At 45.0% G+C, this 16,058-nt stretch carries 11 protein-coding genes; 7 read left to right on the top strand and 4 right to left on the bottom strand.

Features of this window, described 5'->3' with window-relative positions; translation table 11 throughout:
• Positions 1 to 59: 59 nt before the first annotated feature.
• The 3 genes from ACNKW2_RS03060 to coaBC all read right to left on the bottom strand — a co-directional run bounded on the left by ACNKW2_RS03060 (position 60) and on the right by coaBC (position 4,951).
• A complete protein-coding gene (locus ACNKW2_RS03060; RefSeq protein ID WP_419147237.1) occupies positions 60 to 2,798 on the bottom strand; it encodes a S9 family peptidase in 2,739 nt (912 codons plus the stop codon).
• 235 nt (positions 2,799 to 3,033) lie between these two features.
• Positions 3,034 to 3,621 (bottom strand): nucleoid occlusion factor SlmA, encoded by a 588-nt coding sequence (slmA, locus tag ACNKW2_RS03055; protein ID WP_336567639.1) that lies wholly within the window; start codon positions 3,619 to 3,621, stop codon positions 3,034 to 3,036.
• A 133-nt stretch (positions 3,622 to 3,754) separates the two neighbouring features.
• On the bottom strand, positions 3,755 to 4,951 hold the full coding sequence (gene coaBC, locus ACNKW2_RS03050) for a bifunctional phosphopantothenoylcysteine decarboxylase/phosphopantothenate--cysteine ligase CoaBC (RefSeq protein WP_419147236.1): 1,197 nt from the start codon (positions 4,949 to 4,951) through the stop codon (positions 3,755 to 3,757).
• A gap of 127 nt (positions 4,952 to 5,078) precedes the next feature.
• Between coaBC and radC the strand changes: the two genes are divergently transcribed.
• The 5 genes from radC (at position 5,079) to ACNKW2_RS03025 (ending at position 10,138) form a co-directional block, all read left to right on the top strand.
• Positions 5,079 to 5,753, top strand: a complete 675-nt coding sequence (gene radC, locus ACNKW2_RS03045; protein ID WP_419147235.1) for a RadC family protein — start codon at positions 5,079 to 5,081, stop codon at positions 5,751 to 5,753.
• Positions 5,754 to 6,028: 275 nt separating this feature from the next.
• Positions 6,029 to 6,265, top strand: a complete 237-nt coding sequence (gene rpmB, locus ACNKW2_RS03040) for a 50S ribosomal protein L28 (RefSeq protein WP_138508549.1) — start codon at positions 6,029 to 6,031, stop codon at positions 6,263 to 6,265.
• Positions 6,266 to 6,277: 12 nt separating this feature from the next.
• Positions 6,278 to 6,433, top strand: coding sequence for a 50S ribosomal protein L33 (rpmG, locus tag ACNKW2_RS03035; RefSeq protein ID WP_099643121.1), 156 nt, complete (start codon positions 6,278 to 6,280; stop codon positions 6,431 to 6,433).
• 593 nt (positions 6,434 to 7,026) lie between these two features.
• Complete coding sequence (locus ACNKW2_RS03030) at positions 7,027 to 8,853, top strand: alpha/beta hydrolase (protein WP_419147234.1); 1,827 nt, start codon at positions 7,027 to 7,029, stop codon at positions 8,851 to 8,853.
• A 481-nt stretch (positions 8,854 to 9,334) separates the two neighbouring features.
• Positions 9,335 to 10,138: an arylamine N-acetyltransferase family protein gene (locus ACNKW2_RS03025; protein ID WP_419147233.1), complete on the top strand. Its 804-nt coding sequence runs from the start codon at positions 9,335 to 9,337 to the stop codon at positions 10,136 to 10,138.
• Positions 10,139 to 10,217: 79 nt separating this feature from the next.
• Here the strand turns inward: ACNKW2_RS03025 and ACNKW2_RS03020 are convergent, their stop codons facing one another.
• A complete protein-coding gene (locus ACNKW2_RS03020; protein WP_336567630.1) occupies positions 10,218 to 10,712 on the bottom strand; it encodes a MarR family winged helix-turn-helix transcriptional regulator in 495 nt (164 codons plus the stop codon).
• Positions 10,713 to 10,971: 259 nt separating this feature from the next.
• Between ACNKW2_RS03020 and ACNKW2_RS03015 the strand changes: the two genes are divergently transcribed.
• Both ACNKW2_RS03015 and ACNKW2_RS03010 read left to right on the top strand, forming a co-directional pair.
• Positions 10,972 to 14,847, top strand: a complete 3,876-nt coding sequence (locus tag ACNKW2_RS03015; RefSeq protein WP_419147232.1) for an amino acid adenylation domain-containing protein — start codon at positions 10,972 to 10,974, stop codon at positions 14,845 to 14,847.
• Positions 14,848 to 15,013: 166 nt separating this feature from the next.
• Positions 15,014 to 15,985: a pseudouridine-5'-phosphate glycosidase gene (locus tag ACNKW2_RS03010; protein WP_419147231.1), complete on the top strand. Its 972-nt coding sequence runs from the start codon at positions 15,014 to 15,016 to the stop codon at positions 15,983 to 15,985.
• The last annotated feature ends 73 nt before the right edge of the window (positions 15,986 to 16,058 follow it).

Genomic DNA, 16,058 nt, shown 5'->3' with positions numbered 1-16,058 from the left:
ATTTGCACCATAAATAGGCTTTAGGCTTTGTTTCTAGCATCCGCTAGGCCTGCACGCCATTAGTGGATCGCTTCACCTTGTAAAATCCAGTCAGCGGCTGGAAGGCCTTTCAGGTGATAGTCAAAATACTCTTTCATTCTAATGGAATAATCGAGTTGATTAGGCACTTGCTTTAAGTGGTGCGGCTCACCTTCATACTGCAGCATAATCGCGTCTTTGCCATGTCTTCTTAGCGCCAGATAATACTGAATGCCTTCTTGCCATGGCACGGCGCCATCTTCATCGCCAAACATGATCAAGATGGGCGTATTAACCTTATCTGCGAAAAACACTGGTGAATTCTCAATATAAAGCTCGGGTGCTTCGGTGAGTGATTTACCAATGCGGCTTTGACCGGTTTCATATTGGAACTGCCGAGCAAGCCCTGACTTTAAACGAATGCCGCTGTATGCCGAGGTCATATTAGAAACAGGGGCACCTGAGACAACCGCTTTAAACATGTCGGTTTGAGTGATCATAAAGGCGCTTTGGTAACCTGCCCACGAGTGGCCTTGCAAACCAATTTTATCTGGGTGTGCGACGCCGCTATCAATGAGCGCTTGGGCAGCATTTATCATCGTTTGTGTCGATGAGGGACCCGGGCGACCAATTTCAAAGCGGATGTCGGGTAAGAAAATGGCATAGCCATTAGAGGTGAACATCGGCAAGTTAGGTCTATGGTTGAGCTCCATTTTAGGGAAGTCATACATGCGTTGACTCATGTAGCGGTAGAAATAGATCACCACTGGCACTTTGTCACCTTCTTGGTAACCATCGGGCTTAATTAACACCCCTTGTAGGTCTTCCCCATCAAACCCTTTATATTGCACTAACTCAGGTTTTCCCCCCCAAGCAAAGGTCGATTGTTGTGGGTTGAGGTTGGTGATCTTGGTAGCATTGCTAAAGCTGCCGTCACTGATCCAGTAATCGGGGAATTGATGGTAAGTTTGCTTAGTGAATAGGTAAGTGTCTGACTCTTTGGCTTTCGTCACTATGGTGAATTTGGCCTCACCTGTGAGTCGGCTTTCTAGTTTACCAGTAGCTAAGGATAGGGTGGCCACATGGGTTTGCTTATTGTTTAGGTTATGACCATGGAGCACTAAGGTATCTGATTTATTAAAGCCTAGCTGCTCGTTATCTTGGTAACCTAGACGATATTGTGTTTGGGTCTTATAGCCGTCGGTTAAACGTGTTGCTTGGTGAGTTTGGGTATCGAACGCCCAAATGTCGTATTTGCTATAAGCATACAAAACGCTGCCATCCGTTTGCCAACCGGCAAAGCCATAACCACTATTTGGCTCTGGGCGGTCGTGTTTATCATCGGCAAAAATAGCCGTTTTAACCGCTTGGCTGACGGCGGTCAGTTTTTGGTTAGGTAATGACTTAAGCCATACTTGGCCGTTTTTGAAAAACGCCGCGTGTTGCCCGCTAGGTGACAGCGTTGGGCGGTTAGGGCTGGCTTTAACGATCAGCTGACGTTCACCGGTTTGCACATTGGTAGCGTAATAATCACGATAAAAGCCTTTGTATAGTATTTGCTCTAAGTAAGGCTGGTCGTTGCTACCAAGCAGGTAATCAGCATTTTTGTTGAACGCAACATAGGGCATGGTGGGGCTTTCTAACTGCACCACTTGCTGACCTTCGAGGTGATAAACGGCTTGAAAGTGCTGGTCGCGGCGGCTTTGCTGCCACGTTTTGGCTTCTCGCGGTTTAATTTCTGGGTCTTGGTTATGCCAAACCTTTAAGCCCTTTTGGTCGCGTATGGTGTCATAGTCATACAAGGATGCGCGATCTTGATACTTGAGTTCAGGTTGTTTAGCGTCTAGGACTGGGCGGTTTTCGAAAAACAGTCTGGTGCCATCATCCGACCAACTTAACTTAGCGGTTTTACCGCTAAACCACTGAGGAGGGTTTTCGATATTACGCAGCTGGTTGGATTTCGGGGCCCATAATGTCAGTTGATAATCGCGACGGCGCTTATCCTCATTGACATAATTGCCTAAATAGAAGGCGACGTGTTCACCGCTGGGTTGCCAAGCTATATCAGCCAAGGTTACCCCAGGCTCTTCAATTAGGTTTGCTTGGCTGCCATTGGTTAAATCCATGTAGACCACGCGGTTTTGGCTGCCATCATGGCTGTGCTGGGCGAGCAAGATGGCTTGACTGTTTGGAGCCAGTTGATAACTGGCAACATCCGCGATGGTTTGGCGGGTGTTGGTGGCTAAATTCACCACTACCAGTGGCAATGCCGTGTCTCCTTTATCGGCAGAAATTGCCGCGTTTTCAGAGGTTTCTTCTGCGGGCTCAGAGGCTTTATCTTCACGGTAAACTAACCAGTTGCCATCATCAGAAAGCTGGTAGTCTTTGACGGCTGTAAAGGTCTGTTGCTTCTCTGTATTGGCGTTGACTAAAACGAGATCGTTTTTAAGTGCTTTTTTGTCTTTTTTGCTTGCCGTTTCTTGCGCCAGTAAGGTCGGCTGTTGGGTAAATGCCACCCACTGACCGCTTTTATTAATGGTGGGCTTGGTACCACGAGGAACTGTTGCAATGCGTTGTTTGGTAATGAGATTGTAAACATGTCCTTCACTGTTACCGCGATAAGGCTTGGCGCTAAAGCTAAGTAGTTCACCTTGCTCTGATACTTGGGTACCATGAGGGTAGCGAAAATCGAATACATCTTTAAATTCTAAACTTGGCTTAGCTGCATAGCTTGCTGTGCTCAGTAAGGCGGCACTGAGCAGTGATAATTTGAGTGTCATAGTAAAAGCATCTTAGTCATTGTTTATTGCGTTTTTATCACTTTTAGTGATGAAACTAAAATGCTCTGCGATACGTGGGGGGATTAAGCGGTGAATTTTGTATGCTGGGGGCAAGTGCAAGCATAGTGAGTTAGTGCGATGTCCTGCTCAGGGGGGGGACAAAATAGCAGCTAAACTGCAAAGTATTTGTTGCTGCAGGGAGAGGGCCGCAAATAATCGCGGCTAACTTGTATCGCTATAGCCAGATTTTTTCTAGTTCAACCCACTGTTTATCAAATTGTGCCGTTGGTCTTGCTTTAAAGTCACTTCTGACAAATTGATTCATTTTGCCTTCGACAAAAGCCAGAAATAAATTAGCTAAAATACCTTCTTCGCTACTGAACGCTTTGCCTTCGCGTAGCTTGCGCTCTCTAAGCACTTGCTTAAACTGGGTTTCTAACTTTTCAAATAGGCTTTGCACGCGTTCGCGCAGACGTTCTTGCTCACCTTGTAGGGCGTCACCAGTCAAAATTCGAGTGATCCCTGGGTTCTTCTCTGCAAAGGCCAACAGCAGGGTTAAAATGTTGTAGATGCGAGTACGAGTTTCTTTTTCGTTTTCTAAAATTAAATTAATTCGCGATAGCAGGGTATCTTCAATAAACTCAATCAGCCCTTCAAACATCCGTGCTTTGCTGGGAAAGTGGCGATATAAGGCGGCTTCAGAAACACCTACCTCGGATGCTAGTTTTGCCGTAGTAATACGTTGCCCGGGACTGGTTTCTAACATTTGTGCGAGAGACTGGAGAATTTGCTCTTTGCGATTACTGCGTTTGGTCGCTGGCATGAAATTTCCCTTATTTGTTCTAGTTGTTATGTTTATTATCAATGCAATGAAGCGTAAACCCCGATCAGCTCACACTACCGGGGTATCATGTTAATGTTTTATTCAGTTTCTTTCCAGTCTTATTACATGAAGGTTATTTTATCTTTTTTGCAATGGCTTGCATGACAGTGAGTGCTAACTCTTTTTTACTAGTGTGGGGAAGTTCTTGTCGTTCTTTAGTCCAGTAAAGCGTCAATGTATTGTTATCAGAGTTAAAGCCACCTTCTTGTTGAGAAACATCGTTGGCACAGATCATATCTAAGCCTTTATTGGCCAATTTGCCTTTGGCATAGGTTTCAACATTTTGGGTTTCCGCAGCAAATCCTACGGTGTAAGGGCGCGAGTCTCCTAGCGCGGCAACACTGGCAATAATGTCAGGGTTTTTTACCAGCGTTAGGGTCATCTCATCGCCTTGCTTCTTGATTTTTTGCTCGGCGACGTTGGCCGCGCGATAGTCAGCAACCGCGGCACAGCCAATAAAGACATCGGATTGTGGCGCATACTCTAAAGCGGCTTGCTGCATTTGCTCGGCACTTTGCACATCAACACGATTCACTCCCATTGGGGTTGAGAGCGCAACCGGGCCGGAAATCAAGTTGACTTTAGCGCCTAGAGCAATTGCCGCCTGAGCTAGGCTGTAGCCCATCTTACCTGAGCTATGATTGGTAATAAATCGCACTGGGTCGAGAGCTTCTCGCGTGGGACCTGCGGTAATGGTGACGGTTTTACCGGCTAGGGTTTGCGGCACCGCAGTCAGTGCGCTTAAACATAGCTCTACCAGTTCATGGGGTTCTAGCATACGACCAGCACCGACATCACCACAGGCTTGCTCGCCTTTGCCTGGCCCCCAAATAGCCACGCCACGTTGGGCTAAAGTCGCTATATTTGCTTGAGTCGCGCCATGGCGATACATTTGCTGGTTCATTGCCGGTGCTACAGCAACGGGAGCCGGTGTTGCTAACAACAAGGTGGTGAGTAAGTCATCAGCAATTCCCATGGCCATTTTAGCGAGAATATTCGCGGTGGCCGGTGCCACCAGAACTAAATCGGCCCACTTGGCAAACTCAATATGCCCCATCGACGCTTCGGCTTGGGGGTCGAGCAGAGAGTCTGACACCATCTCTCCCGATACGGCTTGCATGGTCAGTGGCGTGATAAAATGTTGCGCTGACTCGGTCATGACGACTTTAACGTCAATCTGATGGTCTTTAAGGCGGCGAACGAGCTCGGCACATTTATAGGCTGCAATGCCACCGCTCAGCCCCAATAGTAGGCGTTTATTTCTTTGCATGCTGATGTTGCACTTTAATAACCAGTAATAGCGCTAAGATAGCACAGACTCGACTGGCTTTTGAATTATCTCAGCCACTGACTACACTTCAACAGTGATGGAGATAATTTTAACAAGGAATAATGTTATGCAAATATCCGCACTGCCCAAAGCTACGCGTCCCCGTGAAAAACTACTTGCCCAAGGCGCTGAAGCGCTCAGTGACGCCGAACTGCTGGCGATCTTTTTGCGCACCGGAATAAAAGGATTAAATGCCATTGAATTGGCTGAGTCGTTGTTGCAGCAACAGCAGTCGCTGCAGCGCTTGTTTGATGCCCCGCTGCAGGAGTTTGCCATGCTGAAAGGGCTCGGGGTGGCAAAATACACTCAGCTACAAGCGGTGTTGGAGCTAAGCCGCCGTTATTTAAAAGAGCAATGTGTCCGTGAGACCGTATTTCAAAACCCCAGTGCCGTCAGAGCGTATTTGACCGCGAGGCTAAAGGGTTTGAGCCATGAGGTGTTTATGGTGCTCTATCTTGATAACCAAAATCGCTTAATCAAAGATGATATTTTATTTCATGGCACCATTAATGCGGCGTCGGTGTATCCTCGGGAAGTGGTTAAGGCGGCACTAAAAGAGCATGCCGCGTCGCTTATTTTTGCGCACAACCATCCTTCGGGGGTTGCTGAGCCCAGTGAAGCCGATAAGTTAATTACGAAAAAACTTTGCCAAGGATTAGCGTTGGTGGATATAAATGTCTTAGATCATTTAATTATTGCTGGCTGTGATTGTATTTCGTTTGCCGAACGTGGCCTAATTTAACTGTGTTGCTGGAAATTTGTGCGATAAATCAGGACGTTTGGCTATATTTTGCAAATTAGTTCAATTTAAATGCAGTTTTTACTTTCCTCGAGGGCTTCGGATCATTATAATTGGCCGCTATCAAATTTACCCATGAGCTGATTTCAGTAGGATCAGAACCTTGATCTCTGCCTGTAGATACTGTATAAAGAGCGCCCTTTGATTTTACCTGGGGCACGCAGTTAAGGCCTTAAGGGAAAATTAAGCTCGAGCGAAGTTATTGGAGATACATAGACATGTCTAAAGTCTGTCAAGTTACAGGTAAGCGCCCAGTGGTTGGTAACCACCGTTCGCACGCGCGCAACGCTACTAAGCGTCGTTTCCTACCTAACCTACAAACTCACCGTTTTTGGGTTGAAAGCGAAAAGCGTTTCGTTTCACTACGCACTACTACTAAAGGTATGCGTATTATCGATAAAAAAGGCATCGACGCGGTACTAGCTGATATCCGTGCTCGCGGCGAAAAAGTGTAAGGAGCTTAAATCATGCGTGATAAGATCCGTTTAGTTTCTACTGCTGGTACTGGTTATTTCTACACTACCGACAAGAACAAGCGTAACATGCCTGAAAAAATGGAGATCAAAAAGTACGACCCTAAGGCTCGTAAACACGTGATCTTCAAAGAAGCAAAAATCAAGTAATTTTGCTTTTACAGAATACTAAAAACCCAGCTTAGGCTGGGTTTTTTGTTATTAGCAGCAACAGCAGCGAGTTTTCATAATCGCCTAGATTATTGTCTTGGTTTTTTAATGATATCAAATGACCACAATGACTAGAGTGTTTGCTGTTATGGCTAACTTCACTCCTAGTACCACCTTTGTGGACCACATAAGGGATAAGTTTAGGGGTCATAAGCTCTTCCGTTGTACCTAGCTTGATAAAGCTTCTCTAATATTCGTACCCAGTTCAGTCCAACTCTCAATCACTACCGTTAAATTGTGTAGTACCTTAACTTGATTATTGCTATGTTGCTGAGTGTCACGGCTTGCTACAGTAGCAAAATACAGCAAATGACAGAGGCTCCAGTCTGGTTAATGGTGATTCATTAACTAATATAGTGCTTTTGCTATCAAACTTAGTGATCTAATTATTTTTGTATGGCTTTTATGCTGTGTAAGTTTATTTATTATACTTACTTGGTAAGGAACCTCTAACAATCACTTCTCATGAAGCTATGGTGCTTTTCTATTGTATATTTAAGGCACACTAAAACCATTTTATAGGGACTATAACAATGAAAAATAACAATAAGACAATCACTGCTATTAGCCTTTGCGCTTTCGTTTTTCTCAGTGCTTGCAATGGCGGTAATGAACAACGTCGTGAAAATGAAAAAGTTAACGATACAGATCAGATTATTGCTGGCATGCAACAGTTTGCTTTGAATGATCGATCTTATTATATCGCCGCATCGCAGGCTGAGCCTGATAATAAAGCCTATAAGTTACTACTGGCGTTTCATGGTTCAGGTGGTACTGGCTACGGCATGGCTCGGATGACCCAGCTACATGAGCAAAATGATGACTACTTAGTGGTCTACCCCAATTCAAAATATGAAGAGTGGAACGAGGGTTGTGGTTGCAATAAGGCCCACCGTCTTGGTGTTGATGATCTGGGGTTTGTGGATGACTTAATCCTGAAGCTGAAAAGTCAATACGACATTATTGACGGTGAAATATATGCCACAGGCTTTTCTCAAGGTGGGCTATTTGTACAGAATTTGCTTTGTAACCGTTCAGACGTTTTCCAAGGCATAGTGACAGTGGCAGCCCCAATGTCTTTTCAGCTAGGATCGGCTTGTAATCTTACTACACCAACCAACTACCGCATAATGCATGGTATGAAAGACGATGTATTGCCGTATTATGGTATAAATAGCGGAAATTTTGCTTTGTTGTCATCGCCACAAGCAATCGATGTTGTGGCTAAGCTGAATACCCAGCAACCCCAATACACTGAAGAAGCTATCAGGGAAGGTGTGACGCTACGATATTATCCAAGTGATGCGGTTAAAACTGAGCTTATCAGTGTTGCACAAGCATCTCATACTTGGAATTTAACTCCAGTTAAAACCACGCAGTCAATTTTGGCGTTTTTTGAATCTAGCAGTGGTCAGCCATTACCTGCGGGCTCAGATCTTTATGAATTAAGTGGCCATTACTATCATGTGAGGCAAACTATGAAGCAGCCTGATAAGCCAACCGTAGTGATGCTATCAGGTGCTAATAGGCACTTTTATGGTGATAGTGCTTGGTTTGCCTTATTGCAGCCTTACTTAGAAACAAAATTTAATGTCGTAGTCATAGACCGGTTAGGGCAAGGGCTTAGCAGTAAAGCTGCGACGCCGTCCATGGCACAATTTGCGGCCGACTTACCAACATTATTTAAAAAATTAGGGCTCAATGACGTGCATTTATTGAGCTTTGCTAATAATAACTCGGTTCCGCTTATAGCAATGCAGCGCTCAAGTGAATTTAAGCAGCAAGTTGCTAGTTTGTTATGGCTAAATCCTGATAGCTTATTGCCTTATCCTAATGCGCCTCACCCAGCCCTCCCTGCTGATTTATACCGTAACCACGCTCAAGAATTGGTCGACCATGTCACCGCTGACAATTGGCAGGAGAAAATGGTTGGCAAAACTGCCGCGGAAAAAGCCCATGTTGAGGCGCTAATGGCCAACAATGATTATGCGCAATACATGGATTGGGACTACTTCAATTTGATCATGCAAACCCGCCACAACATTGCTGCCCAGCTCACTCGAGTCCATGAGGTGATGAACTATCATGATGATTTAGAGTTAATCAAAGATTGGCAGCCTGATGGCAGTATCCCAATCAGTATTATCGATAGTGACTTTGAAAGTGAAGATATTGCCCAGGCAGACGATGAAGCAGTTAAAGCGAAGTTACTAAAGTGGCAAAGCGAAGGCCGAAAATGGTCACAGGAGGTGGCGGCTGCAAGTGGTGGTCAGTATATATCACTGAGCTCCACCGAGCACCTTATCCCATTTACCCATCCAGAGGTGATCGAACAGGCACTGCTTGAACTATCACAATAGTCAAACCATTCCTACTAGGTGATATGCCCATCACCGTTCACCTAAGCCAGCCAAACGTGCTGGCTTTTTCTGTTACTTTACCCGTTGCTATAAGGTCTTTTTATGTCTTGTGGTTATAAAGCAAAGCGGGATTTTGCCAACACTTTTCGGTTACTGTATGGTGATGACCAAATTGCATAGGACAAAATAAAGCTGCATAACCTTTTACTACTTTGGCGTTAATTAAGTGGTCTAGCTTTAGGTAAGACAAGTTTAGCGCAGCGAGCATCAGATGAAATCCTTCAAATTACCCAAGTCATAAGCCGAATGGTATCAATGCTACGACTAAAATTTGGACTCTGATATACAAGGTGCAGTGAAGCTGATTGCGGTCAGTTGCAGTCGTCTGCAATGCAACCCAAGGAAAATTTATCAAATATTTTCTTTACCTCAACCTATGTTGAGGTAATAACCTGAAGTCAGGATCAACAAAAGGAATATTATGATGACACTGCAAAACTATATCGAGTCGTTACAATTAACCCACACCGTCCCTTCAGCTGAGCAGTTACACGAATTTCAGGAAAAGCACCTGGCACAGTATAGTTTTTCCAGTATAAATGCGTTGAAAGCGGAAATTTTGCCTTTAGATGAAGCCGCACTGTTAGAACGCGTGGTGCTAAAACAGCAAGGTGGCTACTGCTTTGAACTCAATAAACTAGCTTATTTAGCGTTACATCAGCTTGGCTATGAAGTTACGCCGTTATTAGCAAGGGTACTGCTAAATGGCCGTGAAGATAATGGTAGAACCCACCGACTAACCTTGGTCCATTTAGCAGGCGAGAGTTATTTGTGTGATGTCGGGTTTGGTTCGAAGTCGCCACAACGGCCATTGCCAGTATCAAAGTCAGGGGTCGTCGAAGCTGGGCACTACCGTTATAAAATAACCCGTGATAATCATTCTCTCAGGATTGATGTATTGCATCCCGAAAGCGTCAGTTTATATAGTGCAGAGTTGAGCCAAGTGAACGAAATGGATTGTGATATTGCGCATTTTTATAGTCACCAGCATCCAGAGTCCAACTTCGTTAAGAATCTGATTTTGTCACGTGTGGCTAATGGTAAACGATATACTATCCGAAATTTGCAGTTTAGTGAGTTAGATGAGCGCAGTCAGTTACGCTCACAAACCATAATTACTTCGCCGCAGCAGTTATTGGAGCTGATCCGTAATACCTTTTTAATTAACCTATCAACGGCGCAAGCAGAGCACCTCTTTTCTCGAGCTCGGGCAAATGCATGCTAACACACGCTAATCATTATTACACAGAGGGTTATCTAGGGCGTGAGTTTAAAGGGTTAAACCGTCGCGCCCTGCATTCAGCTTAGTGGTTTAGACTGACTAGTAACTTTTTTAGTAATTGCGCAAGTTGGTCTTTTTCTTCGTCGCTGAATGGCGAAAGTAATTCATGACCCTTTTGCACGTGAGCTGCCACGACTTCATCAATGAGCTCTAACCCCTCAGCTGATAACGAAACCATTACGCCACGGCGATCGTTAGGATCTGGGCTACGTTTTACTAGGCCTTTATTTTCTAGCTTATCAATCCGGTTGGTCATAGAACCAGAGGTGAGCATTAAGCTTTGTAATAACTGATTGGGGGTTAGCGTATACGGTTTACCCGAGCGACGTAGGGTTGCTAACACGTCAAATTCACCACCATTGAGTCCAAACTGGGTAAAAACTTTATGAAGTTCTTTACTAAATAGGGCATCAGTACGCACTAACCGTCCCATTACTGCCATGGGTGAGGGATCAAGATCCGGCCTTTCCTGGTGCCACTGCGCTATTACGGTATCTACCAAATCATTTTTCTGCATAACAACTACTTCTTTATTGATTCGTTCAACCTAAGATACTCGAAAAAAAACTCTAAAGCAAGAATCATTGAATCAACTATCTTTATATAAAGATGGTTGACATTGAGATTGTTTAGGTTATCTTTTTGTAAAGCTTGTTGCATTTAATTTACCTACTAGTCTCATAACCAGCTAGTTATTGGTATTCGAGTATTTCAACAAGTGAGCACAGAGAATTAGGAATTTTGATTTAATAACAAGATATTACAGGAGCAGGAAGATGAACTTACGGAACCCAATGAATGCACTAGAGCAGTCAATTGTGGAAAAACCAGGGAGCAAGGGAACTGAGATCGACACCCTCATTGACCTATTACAATATCAGGTATCAGCTCAGCCCAACGCTCAAGCCATTGTTGGTATGCACGGCAGTATGACGTTTAAGCAGCTAGCACAACAAGCCCAACAGATTGCGGCTGCTTTAAAACGAGCGGGGGCTAAGCCAGATGAATATATTGGTTTATTTGTCGACCCATCTTCAGAATTAATCACGGGTGTGTGGGGAGCTTTATACGGTGGTTGTGGTTATTTGCCCCTGTCTCCTGAATATCCAGAAAAGCGCATTCAGTATATGATTAAGGACTCAAATACACGCTTTATCCTAACCCAAGAACACCTTAAAGCTAAGTTGCTCAAGATGGTTGATGCAGATGTTACGGTGATGAGTTTTGCTGATCTGGTATTGCGTGAACCTTATCAAGCGCAAGCAAGTGCAAAGAATCTTGCTTACATGATTTACACTTCGGGCAGTACCGGGGCACCGAAAGGGGTGATGATTGAGCATCGCAGTGTGGTAAATCAGCTGCTCTGGTTGGGTCGAGAGTATGAGTTTGATTGCAATACACGCATTGTGCAAAAAACACCATTTAGTTTTGATGCGGCACAATGGGAGATCCTCGCCAATGCCATGGGCGCTTGTGTAGTAACGTGTGATGTCGGCATGTATCGTGATCCACTGGCGCTGATAGACACTATGATTGAATATGAAGTAAGTGTCTTACAGTGTGTTCCTACCTTATTGCAAGCATTACTCGATGCTCCAGGTATTCAGCTATGTAGTGCATTAAAGCGAGTGTTTAGTGGCGGGGAAACGCTCACTAAACAACTTGCAAAGCAGTTTTTCACAGAGTTACCTGATAAGCAGCTGACTAACCTGTATGGTCCCACTGAGTGTACGATTAACTCCTCCGCGGTGGATGTGACGAGTAGAATGTTGGCACAAGATAGCGAAGCAATCACCATTGGTAAGCCGGTTGAAAATACACGTTATTACGTTTTAGATGAACAACTAAAGCCGGTTGCGCAAGGGCAGTCTGGAGAGTTATTTATCAGTGGGGTGCAAGTTGCACGTGGTTACTATAACCGCGAACAAACCACTAAAGAGCGCTTTATTAGCAACCCGTTATCAGATGACCCCGAACATAGCGTACTGTACCGTAGCGGTGATCTAGTGAAATCGGATATTGATGGCAACATACACTTTCTTGGTCGTGCTGATAACCAGGTTAAGCTGCGGGGTTACCGGGTTGAGCTGGATGAAATTAAGCTTGCTATAGAAAAGCATGATTGGGTTAAAAATGCCGCCGTGGTGATAAAAAACGATCAACGCACTGGCTTTGAAAATCTCATTGCCTGTATTGAACTCAATAAACGAGAAGCCGCGGTGATGGATCAAGGTAACCACGGCGAACACCATCAATCAAAGAAGAGTAAACTCCAAGTCAAAGCACAATTATCCAATGCCGGTTTTCGCGCACCACAGGCGCTGCAGTCTAGCCCGGTTATCGATTTACCAAATAAAAAGCCCAGTTTGGGGCAGCAGCGTACGGTTTTTGCGCGCAAAACCTACCGCTTTTTTGAGGGGGGAGAGCTCACAGAACAAGATATTGTGGCCTTGTTAACAGCAGCCAAGGCAGGCAGTTCAGCGCAACCACTAGAAAACTTTACTTATGGTCAGTTTGGTCAATTGCTGCGTTACTTCGGTCAGTTCAAAAGCGAGCAAAGACTGCTGCCGAAGTATGGTTATGCTTCACCAGGCGCTTTATATGCGACACAGTTATTCGTAGAAATTCATCAATTATTCGATCTTGAAGCGGGGATTTATTACTACCATCCAGAGCATCACGCTCTGTACCTAGTTCAGCCATTAGCTGAGCGAGCCGCGGCGAATTTTCAGGTGCATTTTGTCGGCAAGCAACAAGCCATTGAGCCGGTGTATAAAAATAATATTCTGGAAGTGTTAGAAATGGAAATGGGGCATATGCTGGGGCTATTTGACCACGTATTACCTCAATTCGGATTAGCGCTCGGTGCAGGGCAATATCAAGCTGAACTACAACAATCTCTCACCTTGAATGACGATGATCAATACCTGGGTTCTTTTGAAGTCACCAGTGGCCATAATGCTGTGCCACTTACCAGTGTCGAAACCATAGTCCAGGTACATAAGGTTGCTGGGCTATCACGAGGGCAGTACCGTTTTCGCGAAGGTCAATTGCAGCCTTTTTCTGAGCAGGTAATCGATAAGAAAAGCGTGATTGCTATTAATCAGCAGGTATACGAGCGTGCGAGTTTCGGTATCTCGTTACTAAACCACAGTGATCAGAGCTGGCGCCATTATGTTGACCTTGGTCGCCGCTTGCAGCAGCTACAAATGAACTCACTGAATATTGGGCTGATGTCCTCAGGCTATAGCTCAAAAAGTGGTAATGATTTACCTTCGGCGGAGCGTATGCGCGGTATTTTGGCTGAGCAAGGAAGCGCCATGAAGCCATTTTACTTTTGTGTTGGTGGTAAGGTTTCCGATGAGCAAATGCAAAGTGAGGGAATGAAAGAAGATTCGATCCATATGCGTGGACCGGTTGAAGTTCTCAAAGATGACTTACAAAGCCGGCTACCCACATACATGGTGCCAAATCAGATCGTTGCCTTTGATGCTTTTCCTCAAACGGCAAATGGTAAAGTCGATTATATTGCCTTAAAAACATCCGACAAACTCGCTCAGTTAGGCAGCAATGTGCCCTATATTGAGCCGCGAACGGCCCTTGAGGAACAACTGGCCGAAATCTGGAAACAAGCGCTTAAGTGGGACAAGGTGTCTGTGAAAGATAACTTTTTTGAAGGCGGAGGCAACTCACTGACCGCGGTGACTATGCTCAACCATATCAATAAAGCCTTGAACCTTGCGCTACCCATGCAAACCTTATTTCAAGCCCCAACGGTGGAAGACCTCGCGGCGCATATTCAACAATGTGATCGCGATTCTGGAACACGTTTAATTACACTGAATGACAGTGCTGAGTCAGCTAAAATATTCTGTTGGCCTGGATTAGGCGGATACCCTATGAGTCTCAAGTCTTTAGCTGAAAAGTCAGCGGAGCAGGGTCAATTCATTGGTGTTCAAGCTCATGGAATTAATGCCAATGAAGTCCCTTATCAAACCATTAGTGAAATGGCTCGAGCAGACATTAAGCTACTCAAAGAAGTACAACCCGAAGGTCCATACACGCTGTGGGGATACTCCTTTGGTGCTCGAGTGGCGTTTGAAGTGGCCCACCAGTTAGAGTCCGCAGGCGATACTGTGGAGAGTTTATATCTGATTGCACCGGGCTCTCCGGAGTTGCCGCAATTTAATAGCCGCGCACGCGTGCCATGTTTTAGCTCACCGGCATTTGTCACTATTTTATTTTCGGTGTTCTTTCAGCGGATCCGAGGCCCGGTACTGGATAAATGCTTAGCGGTAGCCAAGGACAAGGAGAGTTTTATTGACTTTGTCTGTACTAACCACCGCGCGCTGAATAAAGAAATGGTCACCTGTATTGTCGAGATTGTGATGCAGACATACGAATTCAAATACACCTTTAACGAGTTATTGGAGCGCCAAGTCAAGGCCCCTAAGGTGATATTTAAAGCCCAAGGCGACGACTATTCATTCCTAGAAAGCACCCCAGGCTACAGTGAGCGTGATACCCAAACCGTACATCTGCAAGCCGATCACTATGCGTTGTTAAAACACCCTGGGGTCGAAGAGCTTTATGCCGGTATTGTGGCACAGCAACAAGAGCAAGCGCATTTCGAAAACATCTTAACCGCTTAATCATGGAGCTATAAACACAGTAATTCCGGATGTTAAATACAGAGAGTGACTAAGTGATGTTTCCAGTGCTGTGGTGGTGATTGATTAGGTTCACAGCAGGCAGCTAAGCATTAGCACCAACTTATGTACATGTTTAACTCTATTTACCAACTTATGAAGGATAATAATGATGACAAGCTCAACCATACCGCTGCTTATAAAACCCGAAGTCAGTGAGGCATTAAAAAAAGGGAAGGCCGTAGTAGCTTTAGAATCTAACGTAATAACCCATGGTTTAGACTATCCCGAAAACCGCGATACAGCACTGCGAGTGGAAGCGGCGGTTCGCGAGTCTGGTGCTATTCCTGCGACCATCGGGATTGCAGATGGCAAATTCTTAATTGGCATGGATCGGCAAGAAATTGAAATGTTTGCAACCACTGAAAATATTCCCAAGGTCAGCACCAGAGACTTGCCTGTGGTATTAGCACAAAAGCAGCTAGGGGCAACAACCGTGGCATCCTCTTTAGTCGCTGCAGAGATGGCTGGGATAGACTTTTTCTCCTCCGCTGGAATTGGTGGCGTTCACCGAAGAGCACAACAAAGTATGGATATTTCCTCTGACTTAATCCAGTTCACGCATTCAAAAGTCGCAGTGGTGTGTGCTGGGGCAAAAAATATATTGGATCTTGGTCTGACCCTAGAGTATCTCGAAACCCATAATGTGCCTGTGATCTCTTATCAGTATGATGACTTTCCTGCTTTTTATTGTCGCTCAAGTGGGTTCAAGGCCCCGCAACGAGTCGATGATGCCAGTGTCATGGCCGATATTATTGCCACTCAGTGGCAGCTGGATAATAGTCGTAGCCTAGTGATCACCACACCCACGCGTGAAGAAGATGCGATAGCAAGTGAGGAAGTGAATGAAGCGATTAATGGCGCCATTTTGGCGGCTCAAGCTCAAGGAGTCGCAGGAAATGCGGTGACTAAATATATTATGAAAGCCATTGATAAAGTGACCCAAGGCCGCAGTGCTGCAGCCAATGCTGCGGTGTTAGTTAACACTGCTCGGGTCGCGGGATACTTAGCCGTTGCTTATGCTACTAAAGTGCGCAGCCTAGAGCAGCCGGCTGGAAAAGAAAAAGAATTCGTTGTTTGACAAAATTTTTTTATAATATATCTTTACATAAAGATACTTCATATAGAGTGTCTTTATGTTTTATCGATGCAGT

The organism is Pseudoalteromonas 'SMAR' (assembly GCF_048515945.1).
GTDB lineage: Bacteria > Pseudomonadota > Gammaproteobacteria > Enterobacterales > Alteromonadaceae > Pseudoalteromonas.
Note: the sequence above shows the minus strand (reverse complement) of the source record. Positions and strands in the feature narration are given on the sequence as shown.

Bases quoted from the DNA above. Each gene is read 5' to 3' on its own strand.
- ACNKW2_RS03020 (WP_336567630.1), bottom strand. From the start codon at position 10,712: ATGCAGAAAAATGATTTGGTAGATACCGTAATAGCGCAGTGGCACCAG.
- rpmG (WP_099643121.1), top strand. From the start codon at position 6,278: ATGCGTGATAAGATCCGTTTAGTTTCTACTGCTGGTACTGGTTATTTC.
- ACNKW2_RS03025 (WP_419147233.1), top strand. From the start codon at position 9,335: ATGATGACACTGCAAAACTATATCGAGTCGTTACAATTAACCCACACC.
- slmA (WP_336567639.1), bottom strand. From the start codon at position 3,621: ATGCCAGCGACCAAACGCAGTAATCGCAAAGAGCAAATTCTCCAGTCT.
- coaBC (WP_419147236.1), bottom strand. From the start codon at position 4,951: ATGCAAAGAAATAAACGCCTACTATTGGGGCTGAGCGGTGGCATTGCA.
- radC (WP_419147235.1), top strand. From the start codon at position 5,079: ATGCAAATATCCGCACTGCCCAAAGCTACGCGTCCCCGTGAAAAACTA.
- ACNKW2_RS03060 (WP_419147237.1), bottom strand. From the start codon at position 2,798: ATGACACTCAAATTATCACTGCTCAGTGCCGCCTTACTGAGCACAGCA.
- rpmB (WP_138508549.1), top strand. From the start codon at position 6,029: ATGTCTAAAGTCTGTCAAGTTACAGGTAAGCGCCCAGTGGTTGGTAAC.
- ACNKW2_RS03010 (WP_419147231.1), top strand. From the start codon at position 15,014: ATGATGACAAGCTCAACCATACCGCTGCTTATAAAACCCGAAGTCAGT.
- ACNKW2_RS03030 (WP_419147234.1), top strand. From the start codon at position 7,027: ATGAAAAATAACAATAAGACAATCACTGCTATTAGCCTTTGCGCTTTC.
- ACNKW2_RS03015 (WP_419147232.1), top strand. From the start codon at position 10,972: ATGAACTTACGGAACCCAATGAATGCACTAGAGCAGTCAATTGTGGAA.